General features: G+C 45.3%; 19 protein-coding genes. 14 read left to right on the top strand and 5 right to left on the bottom strand.

Annotation, left to right across the window (positions count from 1 at the left end; all coding sequences use genetic code 11):
- Nucleotides 1-125: 125 nt before the first annotated feature.
- Entirely contained in the window at nucleotides 126-635 is a 510-nt protein-coding gene (locus tag NCI00_RS19945) for a Crp/Fnr family transcriptional regulator (RefSeq protein WP_253530489.1), read from the top strand.
- Nucleotide 636: 1 nt separating this feature from the next.
- Here the strand turns inward: NCI00_RS19945 and NCI00_RS19940 are convergent, their stop codons facing one another.
- Nucleotides 637-1,032: a DUF6326 family protein gene (locus NCI00_RS19940; protein ID WP_253530488.1), complete on the bottom strand. Its 396-nt coding sequence runs from the start codon at nucleotides 1,030-1,032 to the stop codon at nucleotides 637-639.
- A 297-nt stretch (nucleotides 1,033-1,329) separates the two neighbouring features.
- Here NCI00_RS19940 and NCI00_RS19935 point away from each other — a divergent pair, with 297 nt between their 5' ends.
- From NCI00_RS19935 to NCI00_RS19890, 10 genes are all read left to right on the top strand, one after another.
- Nucleotides 1,330-1,884, top strand: coding sequence for a cupin domain-containing protein (locus NCI00_RS19935; protein WP_253530486.1), 555 nt, complete (start codon nucleotides 1,330-1,332; stop codon nucleotides 1,882-1,884).
- 36 nt (nucleotides 1,885-1,920) lie between these two features.
- Nucleotides 1,921-2,502, top strand: a complete 582-nt coding sequence (locus NCI00_RS19930) for a YdeI/OmpD-associated family protein (protein WP_253530485.1) — start codon at nucleotides 1,921-1,923, stop codon at nucleotides 2,500-2,502.
- Nucleotides 2,503-2,645: 143 nt separating this feature from the next.
- Nucleotides 2,646-3,047 (top strand): nuclear transport factor 2 family protein, encoded by a 402-nt coding sequence (locus NCI00_RS19925; protein WP_253530484.1) that lies wholly within the window; start codon nucleotides 2,646-2,648, stop codon nucleotides 3,045-3,047.
- A gap of 58 nt (nucleotides 3,048-3,105) precedes the next feature.
- Entirely contained in the window at nucleotides 3,106-3,714 is a 609-nt protein-coding gene (locus NCI00_RS19920) for a GNAT family N-acetyltransferase (protein ID WP_253530483.1), read from the top strand.
- Between the two features lie 10 nt (nucleotides 3,715-3,724).
- Nucleotides 3,725-4,627 (top strand): carbon-nitrogen hydrolase family protein, encoded by a 903-nt coding sequence (locus NCI00_RS19915; protein ID WP_253530481.1) that lies wholly within the window; start codon nucleotides 3,725-3,727, stop codon nucleotides 4,625-4,627.
- Nucleotides 4,628-4,790: 163 nt separating this feature from the next.
- Complete coding sequence (locus NCI00_RS19910) at nucleotides 4,791-6,149, top strand: flavin monoamine oxidase family protein (RefSeq protein WP_253530479.1); 1,359 nt, start codon at nucleotides 4,791-4,793, stop codon at nucleotides 6,147-6,149.
- Nucleotides 6,150-6,304: 155 nt separating this feature from the next.
- Entirely contained in the window at nucleotides 6,305-6,895 is a 591-nt protein-coding gene (locus tag NCI00_RS19905; protein WP_114459578.1) for a TetR/AcrR family transcriptional regulator, read from the top strand.
- A gap of 93 nt (nucleotides 6,896-6,988) precedes the next feature.
- The gene (locus NCI00_RS19900) at nucleotides 6,989-7,216 is read left to right on the top strand and encodes a hypothetical protein (protein WP_253530478.1); all 228 of its coding nucleotides are present in this window, start codon (nucleotides 6,989-6,991) and stop codon (nucleotides 7,214-7,216) included.
- 78 nt (nucleotides 7,217-7,294) lie between these two features.
- A complete protein-coding gene (locus NCI00_RS19895; RefSeq protein ID WP_253530477.1) occupies nucleotides 7,295-8,548 on the top strand; it encodes an MFS transporter in 1,254 nt (417 codons plus the stop codon).
- A gap of 152 nt (nucleotides 8,549-8,700) precedes the next feature.
- Nucleotides 8,701-9,144 carry an OsmC family protein gene (locus tag NCI00_RS19890; RefSeq protein WP_114065951.1) on the top strand — a complete coding sequence of 148 codons (444 nt, stop codon included), beginning with the start codon at nucleotides 8,701-8,703 and terminating at the stop codon, nucleotides 9,142-9,144.
- A 180-nt stretch (nucleotides 9,145-9,324) separates the two neighbouring features.
- On the opposite strand, the gene NCI00_RS19885 is transcribed toward NCI00_RS19890, so the two are convergent.
- From NCI00_RS19885 to NCI00_RS19870, 4 genes are read right to left on the bottom strand one after another with little or no spacing between them, the layout of a single operon-like run.
- The gene (locus tag NCI00_RS19885; RefSeq protein WP_253530476.1) at nucleotides 9,325-10,680 is read right to left on the bottom strand and encodes an FAD-binding oxidoreductase; all 1,356 of its coding nucleotides are present in this window, start codon (nucleotides 10,678-10,680) and stop codon (nucleotides 9,325-9,327) included.
- A gap of 37 nt (nucleotides 10,681-10,717) precedes the next feature.
- Nucleotides 10,718-11,023 carry a phosphoribosylpyrophosphate synthetase gene (locus NCI00_RS19880; RefSeq protein WP_166558979.1) on the bottom strand — a complete coding sequence of 102 codons (306 nt, stop codon included), beginning with the start codon at nucleotides 11,021-11,023 and terminating at the stop codon, nucleotides 10,718-10,720.
- A gap of 11 nt (nucleotides 11,024-11,034) precedes the next feature.
- Nucleotides 11,035-11,307 (bottom strand): GNAT family N-acetyltransferase, encoded by a 273-nt coding sequence (locus NCI00_RS19875; RefSeq protein ID WP_253530475.1) that lies wholly within the window; start codon nucleotides 11,305-11,307, stop codon nucleotides 11,035-11,037.
- 10 nt (nucleotides 11,308-11,317) lie between these two features.
- A complete protein-coding gene (locus tag NCI00_RS19870) occupies nucleotides 11,318-12,586 on the bottom strand; it encodes a metallophosphoesterase (RefSeq protein WP_253530474.1) in 1,269 nt (422 codons plus the stop codon).
- A 136-nt stretch (nucleotides 12,587-12,722) separates the two neighbouring features.
- On the opposite strand from NCI00_RS19870, the gene NCI00_RS19865 reads away from it, so the two are divergent.
- The 3 genes from NCI00_RS19865 (at nucleotide 12,723) to NCI00_RS19855 (ending at nucleotide 16,640) form a co-directional block, all read left to right on the top strand.
- Nucleotides 12,723-13,139, top strand: a complete 417-nt coding sequence (locus NCI00_RS19865; RefSeq protein WP_253530473.1) for a molybdenum cofactor biosynthesis protein MoaE — start codon at nucleotides 12,723-12,725, stop codon at nucleotides 13,137-13,139.
- A gap of 134 nt (nucleotides 13,140-13,273) precedes the next feature.
- Complete coding sequence (fdhD, locus tag NCI00_RS19860) at nucleotides 13,274-14,110, top strand: formate dehydrogenase accessory sulfurtransferase FdhD (RefSeq protein ID WP_253530472.1); 837 nt, start codon at nucleotides 13,274-13,276, stop codon at nucleotides 14,108-14,110.
- 136 nt (nucleotides 14,111-14,246) lie between these two features.
- Complete coding sequence (locus tag NCI00_RS19855; protein ID WP_253530470.1) at nucleotides 14,247-16,640, top strand: carboxypeptidase regulatory-like domain-containing protein; 2,394 nt, start codon at nucleotides 14,247-14,249, stop codon at nucleotides 16,638-16,640.
- Nucleotides 16,641-16,677: the final 37 nt, after the last annotated feature.

The raw sequence follows: 16,677 nt of genomic DNA, 5'->3' as shown, positions 1-16,677 counted from the left end.
GATATTTTTTATAACAAAATCGAAATAAATCAGCTTGATGCACAAAAATGAACAATAAACTTATAAACTACTTTCTGAAAATAACCAACCTAACTACGAACGAAATTAACGTACTTTCGGAGAGTATGATTATAAAAAATTTACCCAAAGGGCATTTATTATTAAAAGAAGGACAATACAACAATGACACCTATTTCATCCTTGAAGGACTGGTGAGGCAGTACAAACTCATTGACGGCAACGAAATCACAACAAATTTCTTTAGTGAAGAACAATGGATTATTTCATTAGAAAATTTCAAAGTTAAAACGCCCTCAAAATACAATTTAATCTGTGTAGAAGATACATGTTTAGTCATTGGAAATGAGCAAAAAGCGCAGGAATTATTTAAACAGTTTCCGCGATTTGAAAGCATTTCTCGTCAAATAATGGAAACGGTATTTTTTGAGCAACAAAATTTAATGACCACTTACATTACCGACAAACCAGAGCAACGTTACTTAAAACTATTAAAATCAAGGCCTGAAATTTTTCAAAGAGTACCTCAATATGACATTGCTACTTACATTGGCGTAAAGCCAGAGTCGTTGAGTAGAATAAGGAAAAAGTTGCAAACAAAAAAACAAAATTTCTAATCTATACTTCTTTTTGTCTTAACCATTTAACGGCGTACCCAACAATAAAAAGAGTAGTGGCTATTTCGATAGAAGCAAAAAAAACATAGTATTTCGTAATACTACCCATAAAAAGAGTAATAATCATTACAATCGTTTTTAGAGTGCCAGCCATTATATTTGTCCAACAATTCACATTTTTACGTAATACCCTGGAAATCAGTACCATTGCAATTGGAATTTCCATAAGTATACCAGCATAAAGCAAAAAATTTTCATTTATTGCAAGTCCATCAACATTGCCCGTTAAATACTGTTTTAATAAAGATGAGTCCATCAATCCAATTAAATCGCAGTAGAGGTAATTTAGGGTCACAAAAACCCAAATCGTCGATAGAAAACTCTTCTTATTTTCCATTATAGTTATTTTTAAAGTTAGTTGATTGTTTCCCTAATGGGCATCCATTTTTTATGTTTCGATGACGTCACAAAAGTATCTCGACGCTATTTTTATCTCATTGACTTTGGTTAAGAAATGAAGCCTAACTTTGACAAATTGAAGTTTAACGAGCTAAAAAACTTTATATCCCATGCTATCTATCTCAAAGAATTTGAAATAGATAGCGTACCCTGCGTCGTTGACGACGAACATTCAAATTGAAATGAGGTCTAAAAGACCAATGGAAAAATATAAATCACTAAACGAATAGGACAAATGGCAACTGACTTATACGCTGGATTTACAAATCCCATTGCAGGCGAGACATTCCGCTGCATTTCATTTTCCAAAGAAGCATTTACAATTGACTGGGTAGTTCAGCCCGAGGGTTATGTTCCGTTTGAACACATTCATATCAATCAGGCCGAAATATTTCACGTCAAAAGCGGCGAAATGCGCATTTTGATTGACGGACAGAAACATATTGTCAAGACTGGCGATTCGATTACCGTCCCGAAAGGCAAGCGACACATCGCTTTCAACAACAAACCCGAGGTGATGAACTGCACCGTAGAATACCGCCCTGGACTCGACAATTTCAAATTTTTCCAATGCTTTGGCGGGCTGACTTTGGATGAAGATTACAATAAAAAGGGCCAGATTAACATTCCCAAAATGTGTTACTTTACCAAGAAAATGAACGCGCAGTGCATCACCCGACCGACAAGTATTCCCGCACCCGTATTCAAAATGGTGATAAATCTATTTTTTATGGTGGGAACAGTGTTAGGATGGAATAAACTTTATACAAAATACACTGGCGAGTATTGACTTGATATATAAACGCTACCAAATAATGACGAATCAATGCAAACAAAAGAAATAGAGACTTTTTGCCCCACAAACATCCAAGATTGGCGACAGTGGCTACAAGAAAATCATCGTTCAAAACAGTCGATTTGGCTTGTTTATTATAAAAAGAAATCTGGCACGCCAAGCATCACTTGGAGCGAAGCCGTCGACCAAGCACTTTGCTTTGGCTGGATAGACAGTACCGCAAAACCGATTGACGATGAGACATATATGCAGTTTTTCTGCAAACGAAAACCGAATAGTGTTTGGTCGAAGATCAACAAGGAAAAAGTGCAGCGATTGATTGAGGCAGAACTTATGACGCAGGCAGGTTTTGAGAGTATTGAAACCGCAAAACAAAACGGTTCGTGGAGCATTTTGGATGAGGTAGAAGAACTCACAATACCCCAAGATTTGGCCGACGAACTCAAAATGAAACCCGTGGCGGAGGAGTTTTTTTTGGGTTTGAGCAAATCGGTCAGAAAAAGTATCTTACAATGGCTGGTACTTGCCAAACGACCCGAAACCCGCCAAAATAGAATCACCGAAATTGCCGAACTTGCCGCCCAAAAGTTAAAGCCTAAGCAGTTTAGATAATAAAACGAATACGGCTTCGGCAATGTCTTTATTGAAATGAGCGATGAAAGGGAAATGGCCGTTTTTGGGCAAATTTCCGCACAAACGGAACTGACACCGCCCTAAAACAAGTTACCTTTCTTTTCAACAACTTACTTTTACTCATGACTTCTCTCGACATCGCAAAACAGTATTACGACAGTTTTAACCGTAAAAATTGGCAAGGAATGTTGGATTTATTGGCCCCTAACGTGCGCCATGAACCCAATCAGGCCGAAGAGCCACGCATTGGCATTGAGAAATTTACGGAGTTTTTGCAAAGCATGGATGATGCCTACGAAGAAACCCTGACCGACATGGTTTTCTTCAGTGAGCCCAACGATACACGCGTGGCGGTGGAGTTTGTGGTAAACGGTATTTACAAAAAAGGCGAAGAGGGCTTTCCCCTAGCCCACGGACAATCTTATGTGTTGCCTGCGGCGGCATTTTTGGAAATAAATGAAGGAAAAATCACCCGCGTAACGACCTACTACAACCTCACGCTTTGGATAAAATTGGTATCGTAAGGAGAGGCTTCACGCAAAGTCGCTAAGACGCAATGATTTATCATAATAATTCTCCTTCATGTTCCCAAATCTTACATTTGTAGCCAAACGTGGCCCTGAAATTGCTTCGGTGATTGAGAACTTGGGCAAGCTGCGCATTGCCGTTTTTCGCGATTATCCTTATTTGTACGAAGGCACACTTGACTACGAAAAGGAATATTTGCAGATTTATACCAAAGCGCCACGCTCCTTTCTGTTTGCGGTCTACGACGGCACCGAAATGGTAGGCGCTACCACCTGCATTCCCTTGGCTGACGAAACCGCCGACGTTCGGTTGCCTTTTGAAAAAGCGGGTTTTGACATCAATACCATCTTTTATTTTGGCGAAAGTATCCTCTTACCCGCCTACCGTGGACTGGGCTTGGGACACCGTTTTTTTGACGAGCGCGAAGCCCAAGCCCGTAGCTTTGGCACTTATAAAATGACCTGTTTTTGTGCGGTAGAGCGCACAGAAAATCATCCATCTAAGCCGCAGGGCTACCGACCCAACGACGTTTTTTGGACCAAACGCGGTTATCAAAAAGAGCCAGCTTTACAAAGCACCTTTGAGTGGCCCGATATTGGTCAAACACAGTCAACCCCCAAAAAAATGGTCTACTGGTGCCGTCTGCTAAATCCTCAACCTTGATTGTTTTTCTATGAAGAACCTAACAGTTGCCGCTGCGCAATATCCCATTACGGAACATAAAACATTTGAGGATTGGCAAAAACATACGGAGAAATGGGTTGTACAGGCTGTAGTCCAAAAAGCGCAATTATTGCTCTTTCCCGAATACGGTTCCATGGAATTGGTGAGCATTTTCGGCCCCGATATTCGGGCCGATATTCGTCGGCAGGTGTTGGAATTAGATTCACTGAAGGCAGATTTTTGCGCTGTTTTTGCCGCATTAGCCCGAAAGTACCAAGTGATTATTGTGGCCCCAAGCCTGCCCGTAATCGAAGAAAATCACCAACACAACCGCGTATTTGTTTTCTCACCCGACGGATTTGCGGGCTACCAAGACAAGTTTTTTATGACGCGCTTCGAAGACGAAGAATGGGGCATCCAAACCGCACCCAAAATCCTCACGCTGTTTGAAGCAGATTGGGGAAGTTTCGGCGTTCAGGTTTGTTATGATGTTGAATTTGGACTGGGTTCTCACCTGCTGTGCGCGGCGGGCGCTTCTTTGATTCTTACACCGAGCTGCACCGAAACTCTTCGCGGCGCCACCCGGGTACACGTGGGCGCTCGGGCCCGGGCGTTGGAAAACCAAGCCTATACGGTTGTTTCTCAAACCGTTGGCACTGCTCCGTGGTCGCCTGCCGTGGACATTAACTTCGGCTACGCCGCGTGTTATTGCACCCCCGACAAAGACTTGCCCGAAGAAGGAATCCTCCAAACCATGACGCCTCAAAAGGTGGGCTGGCTTGTAGAAACGCTTGATTTTGACAAGATAGAAACCGTCAGACGGGAGGGTCAGGTTTTCAATTTTAAAGACCACCAACGTCTCCAAAGTACATTTTTAACCGAAAAAGTAGCGATTCACAAAGTGAAAGTTTGATACTTTCACTTTGTGAATTATATCGTTTATACTGCCCACAAAAAGCGGCTAATAAGCTGACTTTGACCATTAAATAAAAGCCCCTCGCTTCATAAAGTAAGAGCCGTAAAAAGTTGTTAGCTTTGGCTTTAGATTATTCATTCCGTCTAACGGTCAACCCTTTATGAAACGTAGAACATTCCTAAACCTAGGTGCCGTGGCTGGTACCGCTACACTTGTTGCCAACCCTTCACTCACCCAAGCGATTCGTACCAAACCCGCCCGAATCATTGTCTTGGGGGCAGGATTTTCGGGACTTTCGGCGGCCTTAAAGCTCCACGATGCCAACATGGATTTTGTGGTACTCGAATCCCGCAACCGCGTAGGTGGGCGGGTGTTTACGCACGTACTCGACGACGCCAATGACCTCCGCGTAGAGCTTGGTGCCGAATGGGTGGGGCGCTCACATGAGGAAGTACAAAAACTCTGCAAACGCTTTGATATTGAACTGTTTAATAATCAATTTGAAACCGATTTACTCTTTCGTGGCAGCTACCAACCCAGCGACCAATGGGAGTACAGCGAAGAGTGGAAAAAACGTTTTGAGGAAATTTTAAAAAACTTCAAAAACCTTTCTGACGCCCAACAACGTGAACTAGACAACATGGATTGGTGGCGTTTTTTGGTCAATAACGGCATTCCCGAAAACGATTTGTTTCTTCGCGAGCTGCTCGACAGCACTGATTTTGGCGAAAGTATCCGCCATGTTTCGGGGTTTTCGGCCTTATCGGAATACGCCGAATCGAGCAAAAAAAATGAAATGGACTTCAAAATGAAAGGCGGCAACGGCACCTTGGCCCGCAAAATCACCGAACACATCGGCAGCGATAAGGTAAAGCTCGGCTACCATGTAGAAGCTATCGAACAAAAAAACGGCAAAGTAAAAATCACCTGTACCAACGGCGAAACCTTTGAAGGCGACCGACTTATCTGCACAATTCCGACCTTTTCGTTGGCAAAAATCAAATTTACACCCGCGTTGCCCAAAGAAAAAATCAACGCTATCAACGCTTTGCAATACGCCCGAATCAACAAACATGCGGTGTTGTTTAGCGAGCGTTTTTGGGGACGCGAAGATTTCGATCTCATCACCGACACCTCCGCCCACTATTTTTACCACGCCACCAAAAACCAACCCGCCAAATCAGGGGCGCTTATCTCGTACAGCATTGGCGAAAAAGCCGACGTTTTTGGCTGGAATGACGACCACCTGCGCAAACAAATGGTGTTGGAAAGCCTCCGCCCGCTGGCCCGCGCCGAAGATTATTTCCGCAAAGAAGTCAATTATTATTGGGGCAGCGACCGCTATTCCAAAGGAAGCTATGCTGTATACGGCAAAGGTCAGTGGTTTAATATCCGACCAATATTGGCCGCCAAATTCATCAATATTCATTTTGCAGGCGAGCATATTGCTGATTGGCAGGGATTTATGGAAGGTGCCGTAGCCACGGGAGCCGAAGCCGCCGAGGCCGCTTTGGCTTAATTTTTACGTATTTTAATTTTTAGTCCTCCCCGCCCGTTGCGTTTTATTGAATCCCACAAGCGGGGAGCGTTTTTAATTAGGGAACTGGCAAAAATTCAAAAAAATCATTCATAGCAAGCATAAATAAACAAACGTTCATTTATATTTGCATTTAAATGAGAACACGGGACGAAAATAAAGAGCAGCTTGTTCGCCAAAAAGCCTTAGAATTAATTGTAAATCAAGGCCTTGAAGGGTTTAGTATGCAAAAACTGGCAAAAGCGGCGGCGGTTTCACCGGCTACGCTTTACATTTATTACAAAGACAAAGAAGACCTGATTACCCAAATAGGAATTGAAATAGGCAAAAAATTTAGCGCGACCATTCTGCAAAATTTTGACCCCACACTGCCCTTTGCCGAGGGGCTTCGTATTCAGTGGCGCAACCGCGCAAAGTACGCCATTGAAAATCGACTGGAAACGGAATTTTATCAACAAATGCGAAGTTCTTCTTTCAGGGATAAAGTGATGGGAAGTTTTATGGGCGAATTCAAAACGGCGATGGGACAGTTTGTCCATAATTCGGTGCAACGAGGCGAACTTAGCCCCATGCCCATCGAAGTGTTTTGGTCAGTTGCTTACGCGCCGCTCTATAATTTGATTCAATTTCACAATGAAGGCCACAGTTTAGGGGGTAAACGTTTTGAATTTTCTGAAGAAACTATGAATCAGACCTTTGAATTGGTTCTTAAAGCGTTGAAGCCCTAAAAATTTAACCAAAAATTAATGCCTTTTTCTCCAAAAAACGGAAACGTTTTGGTGTTATCAAAAAAGTTTTTGAATGTACAAAAACGCTGATTCATGGAACAACTGCTTCAAATTCTAGTCTTCAAAACAACCGTCAAAACCCCGCACGACCGGGCAGCTTTAGCACCTTTTATGGCTACCTTGGAGCAGATAAACCGTTGGACGGTCGATTGCGAAGATTGTGATTGTGTGCTTCGTATAGAAGCCGACGGCGTTTCTCCCCGCGAAATCATTGAGTTGGTGCAGCAAGCTGGATTTGAATGTGTTGAGTTGGGTGATTAATCTCCCTTCCATTTATACCCTTATCATTTACTTTAGAACAGCCATTAAAAAAATTACTCGCTTTTTATAAAAACACCCATGAAGCAAGCAAACATTATCCCATTCTCTTCCTATCAAAAATCGGTCATTGCCTTGTTGGCCATTACCCAATTTACGATTGTTCTTGATTTTATGGTCATGTCGCCCTTGGGCGATTTGCTCATGAAATCATTGGTTATTACCCCTTCTCAATTTGGCTTGGTCGTCTCCAGTTATGCCTTCAGTGCTGGTATTTCGGGACTGCTGACGGCAGGCTTTGCCGATAAATTTGACCGCAAACGACTGCTGTTATTTTTTTACATCGGCTTTATCATCGGTACACTTTTTTGCGGTTTGGCACCTACCTACGAAGCTCTCGTAGCGGCGCGCATTTTCACGGGTATTTTTGGTGGGGTCATCGGCTCCATCAGCATGGCCATCATTACCGATATATTTTCGCTCGAACAGCGCGGCCGGGTGATGGGATTCGTCCAGATGGGTTTTGGGGCTAGTCAAGTATTGGGCATTCCCATCAGCCTCTATTTAGCCACGCTTTGGGGCTGGCAATCACCATTTTTGTTGATTGTCGGGTTCAGCACCGTTTTGGCCCTCATTATCATGCAGGTGTTGAAGCCCATTACCCAGCACCTCGAACTCAAAACCGAGCGTAAGGCGCTTGCGCATTTAGTTCACACCATTACCCAAAAGCATTATCAAACGGCATTTTTGGCTACGGCGCTACTTTCCATCGGCGGCTTTATGATGATGCCCTTCGGAAGCGCATATGCCGTCAACAACTTAGAAGTCAGCCAACAACAACTGCCGATTATATTTATGGTATCGGGCATCAGTTCGCTCATCGTGATGCCCATGATTGGGCGGCTGAGCGATAAAATCGAAAAATTTAACCTTTTTGCGTTTGCCTCCGTTTGGATGGTCGTGATGGTGCTAATTTACACCAATCTACCCGTGGTTCCGCTGTGGGTGATTATTATTTTCAACGTATTGATGATGATGGGAATCATGAGCCGGATGGTACCCGCCACTACGCTCACCAGTGCCATACCGAAGATGCAAGACCGTGGTGCGTTTATGAGCATCAACTCCTCGCTGCAACAAATTGCGGGCGGAATCGCCTCGTTTGTGGCGGGTCTGATTGTGGTCCAAAAAGACAATTTCAGTCCACTACAAAACTACGATGTGTTAGGAGTTGTAGTATCAGTTGTTTCTCTTTCTTGCATTTATATGGTTTATCGGGTAAACAAATTGGCCAAGAAGAACGCGGCCTCAACCCTCAAAGAGCAACCCGTCTAAGGCGATTTTCAAGTCAAACAATGCACTATTACATTTTTTACGTCGAAGGTTCGATTTTTAATGACAAAAGGGAAATAATTTTGTAGAATTGCGGTTACCAATTTGGTCAACATTTTTTAAACAACCCAATAATCACTATTCTCATCAAAACCATGGCAGCAATCAAAAGAATTTCTAATGCCGTTTGGAAAGGTACTGGACTGGAAGGCAGCGGAACCCTTAGCTCAACAAGTGGCGTTCTGAACGAAACTCCTTATTCATTTGCGGCCCGCTTTGTAAGCGAAGACGGCAAAGCAGGCACCAACCCCGAAGAACTCATCGGTGCTGCCCACGCGGGTTGCTTTTCAATGGCCCTCAGCTTTCAATTGACGGGTGCGGGCTTCCCTCCTACTCAATTGGCCACCAAAGCCACCGTTGAAATGGAAAAAGGCGATGCTGGTTTTCGGGTATCGGCCATCAAACTTGCCGTAGAAGGAACCGTTCCGGGCATATCAGAAGAAAAATTCCTTGAATTGGCGGGCGTTGCCAAGGCCAATTGTCCTATTTCACAGGCGTTAGCGGCGGTGCCCATCAGCTTAGACGCTAAGTTGGTGTAATTGCAAAGTATTGAATCCACAAAAAGGGTGGTCTCAGAATTTTGAGGCCACCCTTTTTTATCAAAATGAAGGGATTTCAAGCGTTTTTTAATTTTTTTGGCATTTTAGAAGACGAGGTTGTGAGCAACCTCTAAGCAGGTTTTAAGAAACCTGCTTCACGGGTGCCTACTAAAACCAACGTTATTGCTCAGGCAACAGTTTCCCTGGATTCATCAGATTTTGGGGGTCGATGGCGTGCTTGATGGCCCGCATCATATCCAGTGAGTCGCCGTGTTCAAGGGCCATGTATTGTAATTTCCCCACGCCGATTCCATGCTCTCCTGTGCAGGTACCGCCCATCGCCAACGCCCGGCGTACCAAGCGTTCATTCAGGGCTTTGGCCCGCTCAAACTCCTCATTATCTTCGGGATTTATAAGTATCGTAAGGTGAAAATTACCATCGCCCACGTGCCCAAGAATGGGGGCCATGATGCCTGTTTTTTCAATATCCTGCTGCGTATCTACGATGCACTTTGCGAGTTGAGAAATGGGCACACAAACGTCTGTCGACATTAGTTTTGCGCCGGGCCGCAACGCCATCGCGGAGGGTGCCGCGTCGGTTCGGGCGCGCCACAATCGCTTGCGTCGGGCTTCGTCTTTTTCCCAAACAAAGTCCGCCGCCCCAAAAGAATGGGCGTATTCTTCCACTTTAAGGATTTGACCTTCTACTTCCGCCACCGCGCCATGAAACTCCAGAAACAGCGTCGGAACTTCCTCATAATCAAGCGATGAATACCGATTAATGGCCCCCATCATAGCAGCATCCAGAAGTTCAATTTTGGCAATGGGCACACCTTTCTGGATCGTTTTGATAGCAGTGGCTACTGCCGCTTCGACCGTCGGGAATGCACAAACCGCCGCGTAGATGGTTTCAGGCTCACTGTGCAGTTTTAATGTAAGCTCCGTAATGACGCCCAACGTGCCCTCAGCTCCGACCAAAAGACGCGTCAAATCATACCCAGCCGACGATTTTTTTGCTTTACTACCTGTTTTGATGATTTTGCCATCGGGAAGCACGGCCGTTAGCGACAATACGTTATCTTTCATGGTTCCGTAGCGAACGGCATTGGTGCCCGACGCCCGCGTGCTTGCCATTCCGCCCAAGGTCGCGTTTACCCCCGGCCCAATGGGAAAAAAGAAGCCCGTGCCTTCGAGCAACTCGTCCAGTTGATTGCGCGTTACGCCCGCCTGCACGAGTACGTACATATCATCTTTATTGACTTCCAGTACTTGGTTCATTTCCCGCAGGTCGATACAAATACCGCCTCTCAACGCCAAAACGTGGCCCTCAATGGAAGTTCCTGCCCCAAACGGAACAATCGGAATGCCATACTTAGCACAGATAGACACAATACCTGAGACTTCTTCGGTAGTGTTTGGAAATACCACGACATCTGGCGGCATACATTCATGGTAGCTGTATCCTGCGCCGTGCGCTTCACGAACGTCGGCATTGACGCTGAGTCGCACGCCCAGAAGCGCGGTGAGTTCTTGCAAAAAAGGAGGGTTATTCACGTAAAAAACTTGAAATGAATTATTTATCAAACTGAAGCTTTGCCAATAAATCGTTGGTAACGCCCTCAGTGTACATACCATAACCACTCACCAAAAGTCCTTTTATTTGGTGATTTTCGGACGAGATGGCGTACAAAACCGCCTCATCGGCGGGGTCGGTTGGGCCTTCAAATCGAAAAAACTCATCAATTTTAAACTCATCGGCAAACACTTTGAATTGTCCTTCACGACATTCCAGACAATCTTCTCTCAGGTTAAAATCTTCTACATAGCCTTCTTGACGAAGGGCCTCCATGGTCTCAGAAAGTGTGTCGTAGGCTTGCATGTTGAGTATGTTTAAAGGTGCGCTAAATCTTGGTATTCAGGATGTTCCTGAATGTATTTTTTAAAAAAAGGACAATAGATTTTTACAGGCCATTGCTCTTTTCTGATGGTATCAAGGACAAACACGGCCAATTGAGCGGCTAATCCCCTACCACGCAATGCGTGCGGAACAAAAGTATGAAGAATGTAAATCGTACCTTGTTTCCATTGATATTCTACAAAGGCCATTTCTCCGTCAACTTCTGCTTCAAAACGGTGACGTTCAACGTTATTGATGATATTCATGCGGTACTTTTTAGGCTTTCACTAATTCTACGACCGTAATTTCGGGCAGAATCCCCACCCGCCCAGGATAACCAATATAACCAAACCCGCGATTTACGTACAAATGTTGGTCGCCTTCGGTATACAAACCGCCCCATTGCTTATAACGATATTGCACTGGGCTCCACTGAAAACCACCGATTTCGACGCCAAACTGCATTCCGTGGGTGTGCCCAGCAAAGGCCACGTCAATGTCTTTATAAGTCGGCGTCACCTGTCCGTTCCAATGGCTTGGGTCATGTGAAAGTAATAATTTTACGGGAAAATCTTCGGTATTTGCGTAGGCATTTTTAAGGTTACCATATTTGGCAAAACCGCCCATGCCCCAGTTTTGAATCCCCAAAAGGCCGATTTGCTCATTGCCAACTTTGATGGCGCGGTGCTCGTCCAAAAGCAAATCCCAGCCCATCAGGCGGTGGGCTTCCTTCAAGTCCTGAAGGTTTCGGTGCTTGGCTTCAGCGCTTGTCCATTGGTAATAATCACCGTAATCGTGGTTTCCCAAGACCGAGAATGTCCCCAAGGGGGCTTTGATTTTTTTGAAAATATCAATGTAATCCTTCACTTCATCGGCGGTATTGTTGACCAAATCGCCGGTAAAGAAAAACAAATCGGGTTTCTCAGCCATGAGCATTTCAACACCTCCTTTTACGGCTGTTTTATTGAAAAAACTGCCCGAATGAATATCCGAAAGCTGACCAATTTTGATACCTTCAAACGCCTTGGGAAGATTTTTGACGGGGATGCGTACCCGACGAATGCGGTAATCATGCGCCCCCGAAATAATGCCGTAGGTAAACCCTGCCATTGTTGTGCCCGCCACGGCCAAGGCCGTTTTCATCAAAAATTCCGAACGGGGAATCGCGTCGGCTTGGGGAGCCGACGTGGGCGATTGGTCGCTGGACGAACCGTTGGTAAAGAAGCCCGTCACCCATTTGCCAAACCGAATGACATCGTCAATCAAAAGAATAAACAGGGCAAAGAATTTGGCGAAATAGGGAATCAATAAAGCAGTCCAGATGAATTGACGCGTCATGCGACTGAGGGAATCGGGCGGAACCAGAAATTGGGTCACAATCCAAACGACTAAACTGACGGCAGGAATGGCCCAATAAATGCCGTGAATGAGGCGGCGCGTGTCGGCAGAACTGTCGCGGGTGAGGGTGCGGACGGCTTGGAAAACGTAATAATCCAACAAAAAGAAAATGCCAATGGTGATAAGGATGGCTGGGAGTCGATTCATATATCTGTGAGAATGGGTTTCAGTTTGTAACAAAATACCGACCTAAAAAGTGTATAATGGAAGTAGATTTGTGGGAAACGGCCATTTTTTAGGATGAAGTAACTATTTTTGACCATCATCTATTTTTTACCTCCTTATGATTGATATTCAATTGTTAGATACAACGTTATCCACCCAAACTTGTTTTGACTATGTTTTGTCCGACGAAGCAGGCGGAATTGTAACGTTTGTGGGTACGGTACGCAATCACACCAAAGGCAAGCGCGTATTACGTTTAGAATTTGAAGCTTACGCCCCGATGGCGGTCAAAGAAATGAAAAAAATTGCGGAAGAGGCCGTTCGTCGTTGGCCAGTGTTAAAGATTTCCATTCACCACCGCGTGGGTGTATTAGACATCGGCGAAATCCCCGTTGTTATTGCCGTTGCCTGTGCCCACCGAAACGCCGCTTTTGAAGCCTGTCAGTTTGCAATAGATACCCTCAAGGAAACCGTTCCCATTTGGAAAAAAGAGTTTTTTGAGGATGGAGAAGTATGGGTTGCGGCTCATCCTTGAAATTGAAACGGTTAGAACAGAAAAATGAAAAACCGTAAAACAGAAAAATGAAAAATTACAAAATGACAGAGTGATAAAAAACTGCAAAACTGCAAAGTGATAAACCGCAAAACTTTAAATGTAATCCCACACCTATGAGCACCAAAGATGTAATGATATGGCGGTCAAATCGCGCAGGCACCCATTATGTGGCCGACACCGTTGTGATGGAAGAGCCTGTGGAAATTCGCATCCGATTTCGGGATTCCAATGATAAATGGGGCGAACGCCCGCTTTCGATTACCATGCGCACCCCGGGCGATGACCAAGCGTTGGCGGTGGGTTTTATGTTTACAGAAGGAATGTTGCTGGAAAATCAGTTAGACAAAGTAACGATTGGACTCGAAAATACCGTCACCGTTCACTTTAAACCCGACGTGCGGCCTGAGTTGGAAAAACTCCAACGCAATTTTTACGCTACTTCCAGCTGCGGGGTTTGCGGAAAATCCTCGCTGGATTCCTTGGGCTACACCTACGAAAATCTGCACTTTGCGGAGAATCTTCCGCCCTTGTCGCCCGAATTGATTGCGTCGTTGCCCCAAAAACTCACTGAATATCAATCACTTTTTGACGAAACGGGCGGCATTCATGCCGCTGGGCTATTTGATTGGGAAGGCAATCTTGTGCTTTCGGCCGAAGACGTTGGGCGGCACAATGCCGTGGACAAAATAGCAGGCAAAGCCTTGATGAATCAATCACTCCCTTTCAATCAGCACATTTTAGTACTGAGCGGTCGCGCTTGTTTTGAGTTGTTACACAAGGCATTGGCGCTAAATATCCCTGTAGTGGTGGCAGTAGGTGCCCCTTCTAGTTTGGCTATCGAAACCGCCGAGCGTTTCGGTCAAACCCTCATCGGTTTTGCGCGAGATGGGCGTTTTAATGTGTATTCGGGCATTCATCGGGTAGAAGCTTTGGTGCTTCCCAAGAAGTAATTCCTGATAAAACGCTCCCGTTTCACCCCCGTCTGATTTCTGCTTCAACCCCGTTTCCCTACGTTTCGCCCCCGTTTGGGTTTTTCAACCGACTTGTTTGTGTGAATTTTGAAATGAAAACAACCACAAACAAGTCATGAAAACAACTATTCATTCTCTTTTGATGGCCCTCAGCCTATTAACAGCCCTTTTTCTCCCTTACACTTCGCTTGCACAGTCATCAGCTACGCAAACCGTACGCGGCAAGATTACCGATGCTGCCTCAAAAGCGCCCGTAGTGGGCGCTACGGTGGTGGTAGTGGGAAGCACTCCCCTCAACGGCACAACCACCGATACCGACGGCAATTTTCGTTTGCCGGGCGTATCTACTGGCCGCATCGCGCTGAAAGTCACCTTCATCGGGTACGAAGACATCTTCGCCAAAGACATCATCGTGAACGCGGGCAAAGAAGTCGTTTTGGATTTCCCCATGACGGAGAGTTTTACGAAACTCAACGAGGTAACCGTAAGCTATAAACGCAGCGAAGACAACAAAGTCGCCAACAACGAAATGGCCACCGTGAGTGCGCGACCGTTTAGTCCTGCCGAAACCCTCAAATACGCAGGTAGCCTCGGCGACCCCTCGCGTATGGCGGCCAATTTTGCGGGTGTAAGTGGTGCCAACGACGCCCGCAACGACATTGTGGTGCGCGGCAATTCCCCCGCGTCGCTGCTCTGGCGGCTCGATGGCGTCAATATTCCCAACCCCAATCACTTCGGGTCGTTGGGGACTTCAGGCGGGCCAGTTTCGATGTTGAATACCAATTTGTTGGCAAAATCTGATTTTCTAACAGGGGCATTTCCCGCCGAATACGCAAACGCGCTCGGCTCAGTCTTTGATTTACGACTACGCAAAGGCAACGACGAGAAACACGAATTTCTTACCCAAATCGGCTTCAACGGCGTGGAGGTCGGCGCAGAAGGCCCTTACAGCAAGAAATCAAAGGCATCGTATTTGGTCAATTATCGTTACTCGCTTTTTGGGTTAATGTCCAACATTGGATTTGAAATAGCAGGAACCCCTTATTATCAAGACTTTACGTTTAAAACCGATATTCCAGTTGGCAAGAAAGGAAACCTAAGTTTTTGGACCATCGGCGGTAAAAGCAACGTCACGTTTTTGGGCAAAGACGTAGATACTGAAAAAGGCGACGCCTACGGCGACGAAAACAACAACACCCGCGTCAATTTCGAATCAAGCGTAGCGGCGCTGTCGTACGAACACCGTTTTTCGGACAAAACCTACGGTAAAATCACACTTTCAGGTTCGCGCTCCACCCAGAATTTCAAGGGAGATACCGTACTTTATAAGGCGGGCGTCAAAGAAGTTTTGCAAGAAATTCAGAACGAAGAAGCGCTGTTTACCAACGAAAAGCTCTCTGTTAATGCCTCTGTAAACCATAAAATCAACGCCAAAAATAAACTATCGGGCGGTTTCATCGTCGATTTGAATCGCTTTGATTTGCTCAACCGAGCACTTTATCCAGCGGTAATTTCGCGAAGAAATACCCAAGGAGAGACCATGCTCTCTCAGGCATATATCCAGTGGAAACACCGTTTCAGCCAAAATCTAACCTTAAATGCGGGTTTGACGGGTTTGCACTATGAACTCAACAATAAAAACGCCGTGGAGCCGCGTCTGGGTTTGAGTTATGTGCTCAATGAGCGTAGCACGCTGAATTTGGCCTACGGCCTACACAGCAACCTCCAGCCACTCCTGCTGTATTTCTACCAATCTCCCAACCCAAATGGGGGTTATAACCTATCCAACAAGGACTTAGGTTTTACGCGGAGCCATCATATTGTATTGGGATACGAACGAAATCTCTCCGAAAACATTCGTTTAAAAGTAGAGACCTATTATCAATCACTGTTTGATGTGCCAGTGCAAAGTACGCCAGGCTTTTATTCGGTATTGATAGAAGGGGCTGATTTTGCGCCCATTGACCAAGGCAATTTGGTCAACAAAGGCACGGGCCGTAACTACGGCGTAGAAATCACCCTCGAAAAATATTTTTCCAACAATTATTATTTCTTGCTGACGGGGTCGTTGTTTGATTCAAAATACAAAGGCAGCGACGGTATCGAGCGCAATACACCTTTCAACGGCCATTACGTACTGAATGCGCTGGCAGGAAAGGAGATACCATTGGGACAGAACAGCTCGTTAAGCATCAATTGGAAACTCACCACCGCTGGAGGACGCTACGTGCGCCCCATCAACCTAGGCGCTTCGGCCGACGCCCAAACCACGATTTATAATGATGAGCGGGCGTTTTTACAACAGCAAAACGGCTACTTCCGTACCGACCTTAAAATTGGCTACAAACTCAATCGTAAGCACGCCACGCACGAGATTGCCATTGATTTACAAAACTTTACCAATAGCCAAAACATATTCCAACAAGCCTATAATCCCCGTACCAATCGGATTGGCACGGCCTATCAGCAAGGCTTCCTCCCGATTCCTTTTTATCGTTTGACATTCTAATTTTAAACTAGCCATTCCAAGCATTGAAGTCTTGGAA

The sequence above is a fragment of the Runella salmonicolor genome (assembly GCF_024158025.1).
In the GTDB taxonomy this organism is placed as follows: Bacteria; Bacteroidota; Bacteroidia; order Cytophagales; family Spirosomataceae; genus Runella; species Runella salmonicolor.
This window is presented reverse-complemented; position numbering and strand designations above follow the sequence as displayed.

Bases quoted from the DNA above. Each gene is read 5' to 3' on its own strand.
- NCI00_RS19945 (WP_253530489.1), top strand. From the start codon at position 126: ATGATTATAAAAAATTTACCCAAAGGGCATTTATTATTAAAAGAAGGA.
- NCI00_RS19940 (WP_253530488.1), bottom strand. From the start codon at position 1,032: ATGGAAAATAAGAAGAGTTTTCTATCGACGATTTGGGTTTTTGTGACC.
- NCI00_RS19935 (WP_253530486.1), top strand. From the start codon at position 1,330: ATGGCAACTGACTTATACGCTGGATTTACAAATCCCATTGCAGGCGAG.
- NCI00_RS19930 (WP_253530485.1), top strand. From the start codon at position 1,921: ATGCAAACAAAAGAAATAGAGACTTTTTGCCCCACAAACATCCAAGAT.
- NCI00_RS19925 (WP_253530484.1), top strand. From the start codon at position 2,646: ATGACTTCTCTCGACATCGCAAAACAGTATTACGACAGTTTTAACCGT.
- NCI00_RS19920 (WP_253530483.1), top strand. From the start codon at position 3,106: ATGTTCCCAAATCTTACATTTGTAGCCAAACGTGGCCCTGAAATTGCT.
- NCI00_RS19915 (WP_253530481.1), top strand. From the start codon at position 3,725: ATGAAGAACCTAACAGTTGCCGCTGCGCAATATCCCATTACGGAACAT.
- NCI00_RS19910 (WP_253530479.1), top strand. From the start codon at position 4,791: ATGAAACGTAGAACATTCCTAAACCTAGGTGCCGTGGCTGGTACCGCT.
- NCI00_RS19905 (WP_114459578.1), top strand. From the start codon at position 6,305: ATGAGAACACGGGACGAAAATAAAGAGCAGCTTGTTCGCCAAAAAGCC.
- NCI00_RS19900 (WP_253530478.1), top strand. From the start codon at position 6,989: ATGGAACAACTGCTTCAAATTCTAGTCTTCAAAACAACCGTCAAAACC.
- NCI00_RS19895 (WP_253530477.1), top strand. From the start codon at position 7,295: ATGAAGCAAGCAAACATTATCCCATTCTCTTCCTATCAAAAATCGGTC.
- NCI00_RS19890 (WP_114065951.1), top strand. From the start codon at position 8,701: ATGGCAGCAATCAAAAGAATTTCTAATGCCGTTTGGAAAGGTACTGGA.
- NCI00_RS19880 (WP_166558979.1), bottom strand. From the start codon at position 11,023: ATGCAAGCCTACGACACACTTTCTGAGACCATGGAGGCCCTTCGTCAA.
- NCI00_RS19875 (WP_253530475.1), bottom strand. From the start codon at position 11,307: ATGAATATCATCAATAACGTTGAACGTCACCGTTTTGAAGCAGAAGTT.
- NCI00_RS19870 (WP_253530474.1), bottom strand. From the start codon at position 12,586: ATGAATCGACTCCCAGCCATCCTTATCACCATTGGCATTTTCTTTTTG.
- NCI00_RS19865 (WP_253530473.1), top strand. From the start codon at position 12,723: ATGATTGATATTCAATTGTTAGATACAACGTTATCCACCCAAACTTGT.
- fdhD (WP_253530472.1), top strand. From the start codon at position 13,274: ATGAGCACCAAAGATGTAATGATATGGCGGTCAAATCGCGCAGGCACC.
- NCI00_RS19855 (WP_253530470.1), top strand. From the start codon at position 14,247: ATGAAAACAACTATTCATTCTCTTTTGATGGCCCTCAGCCTATTAACA.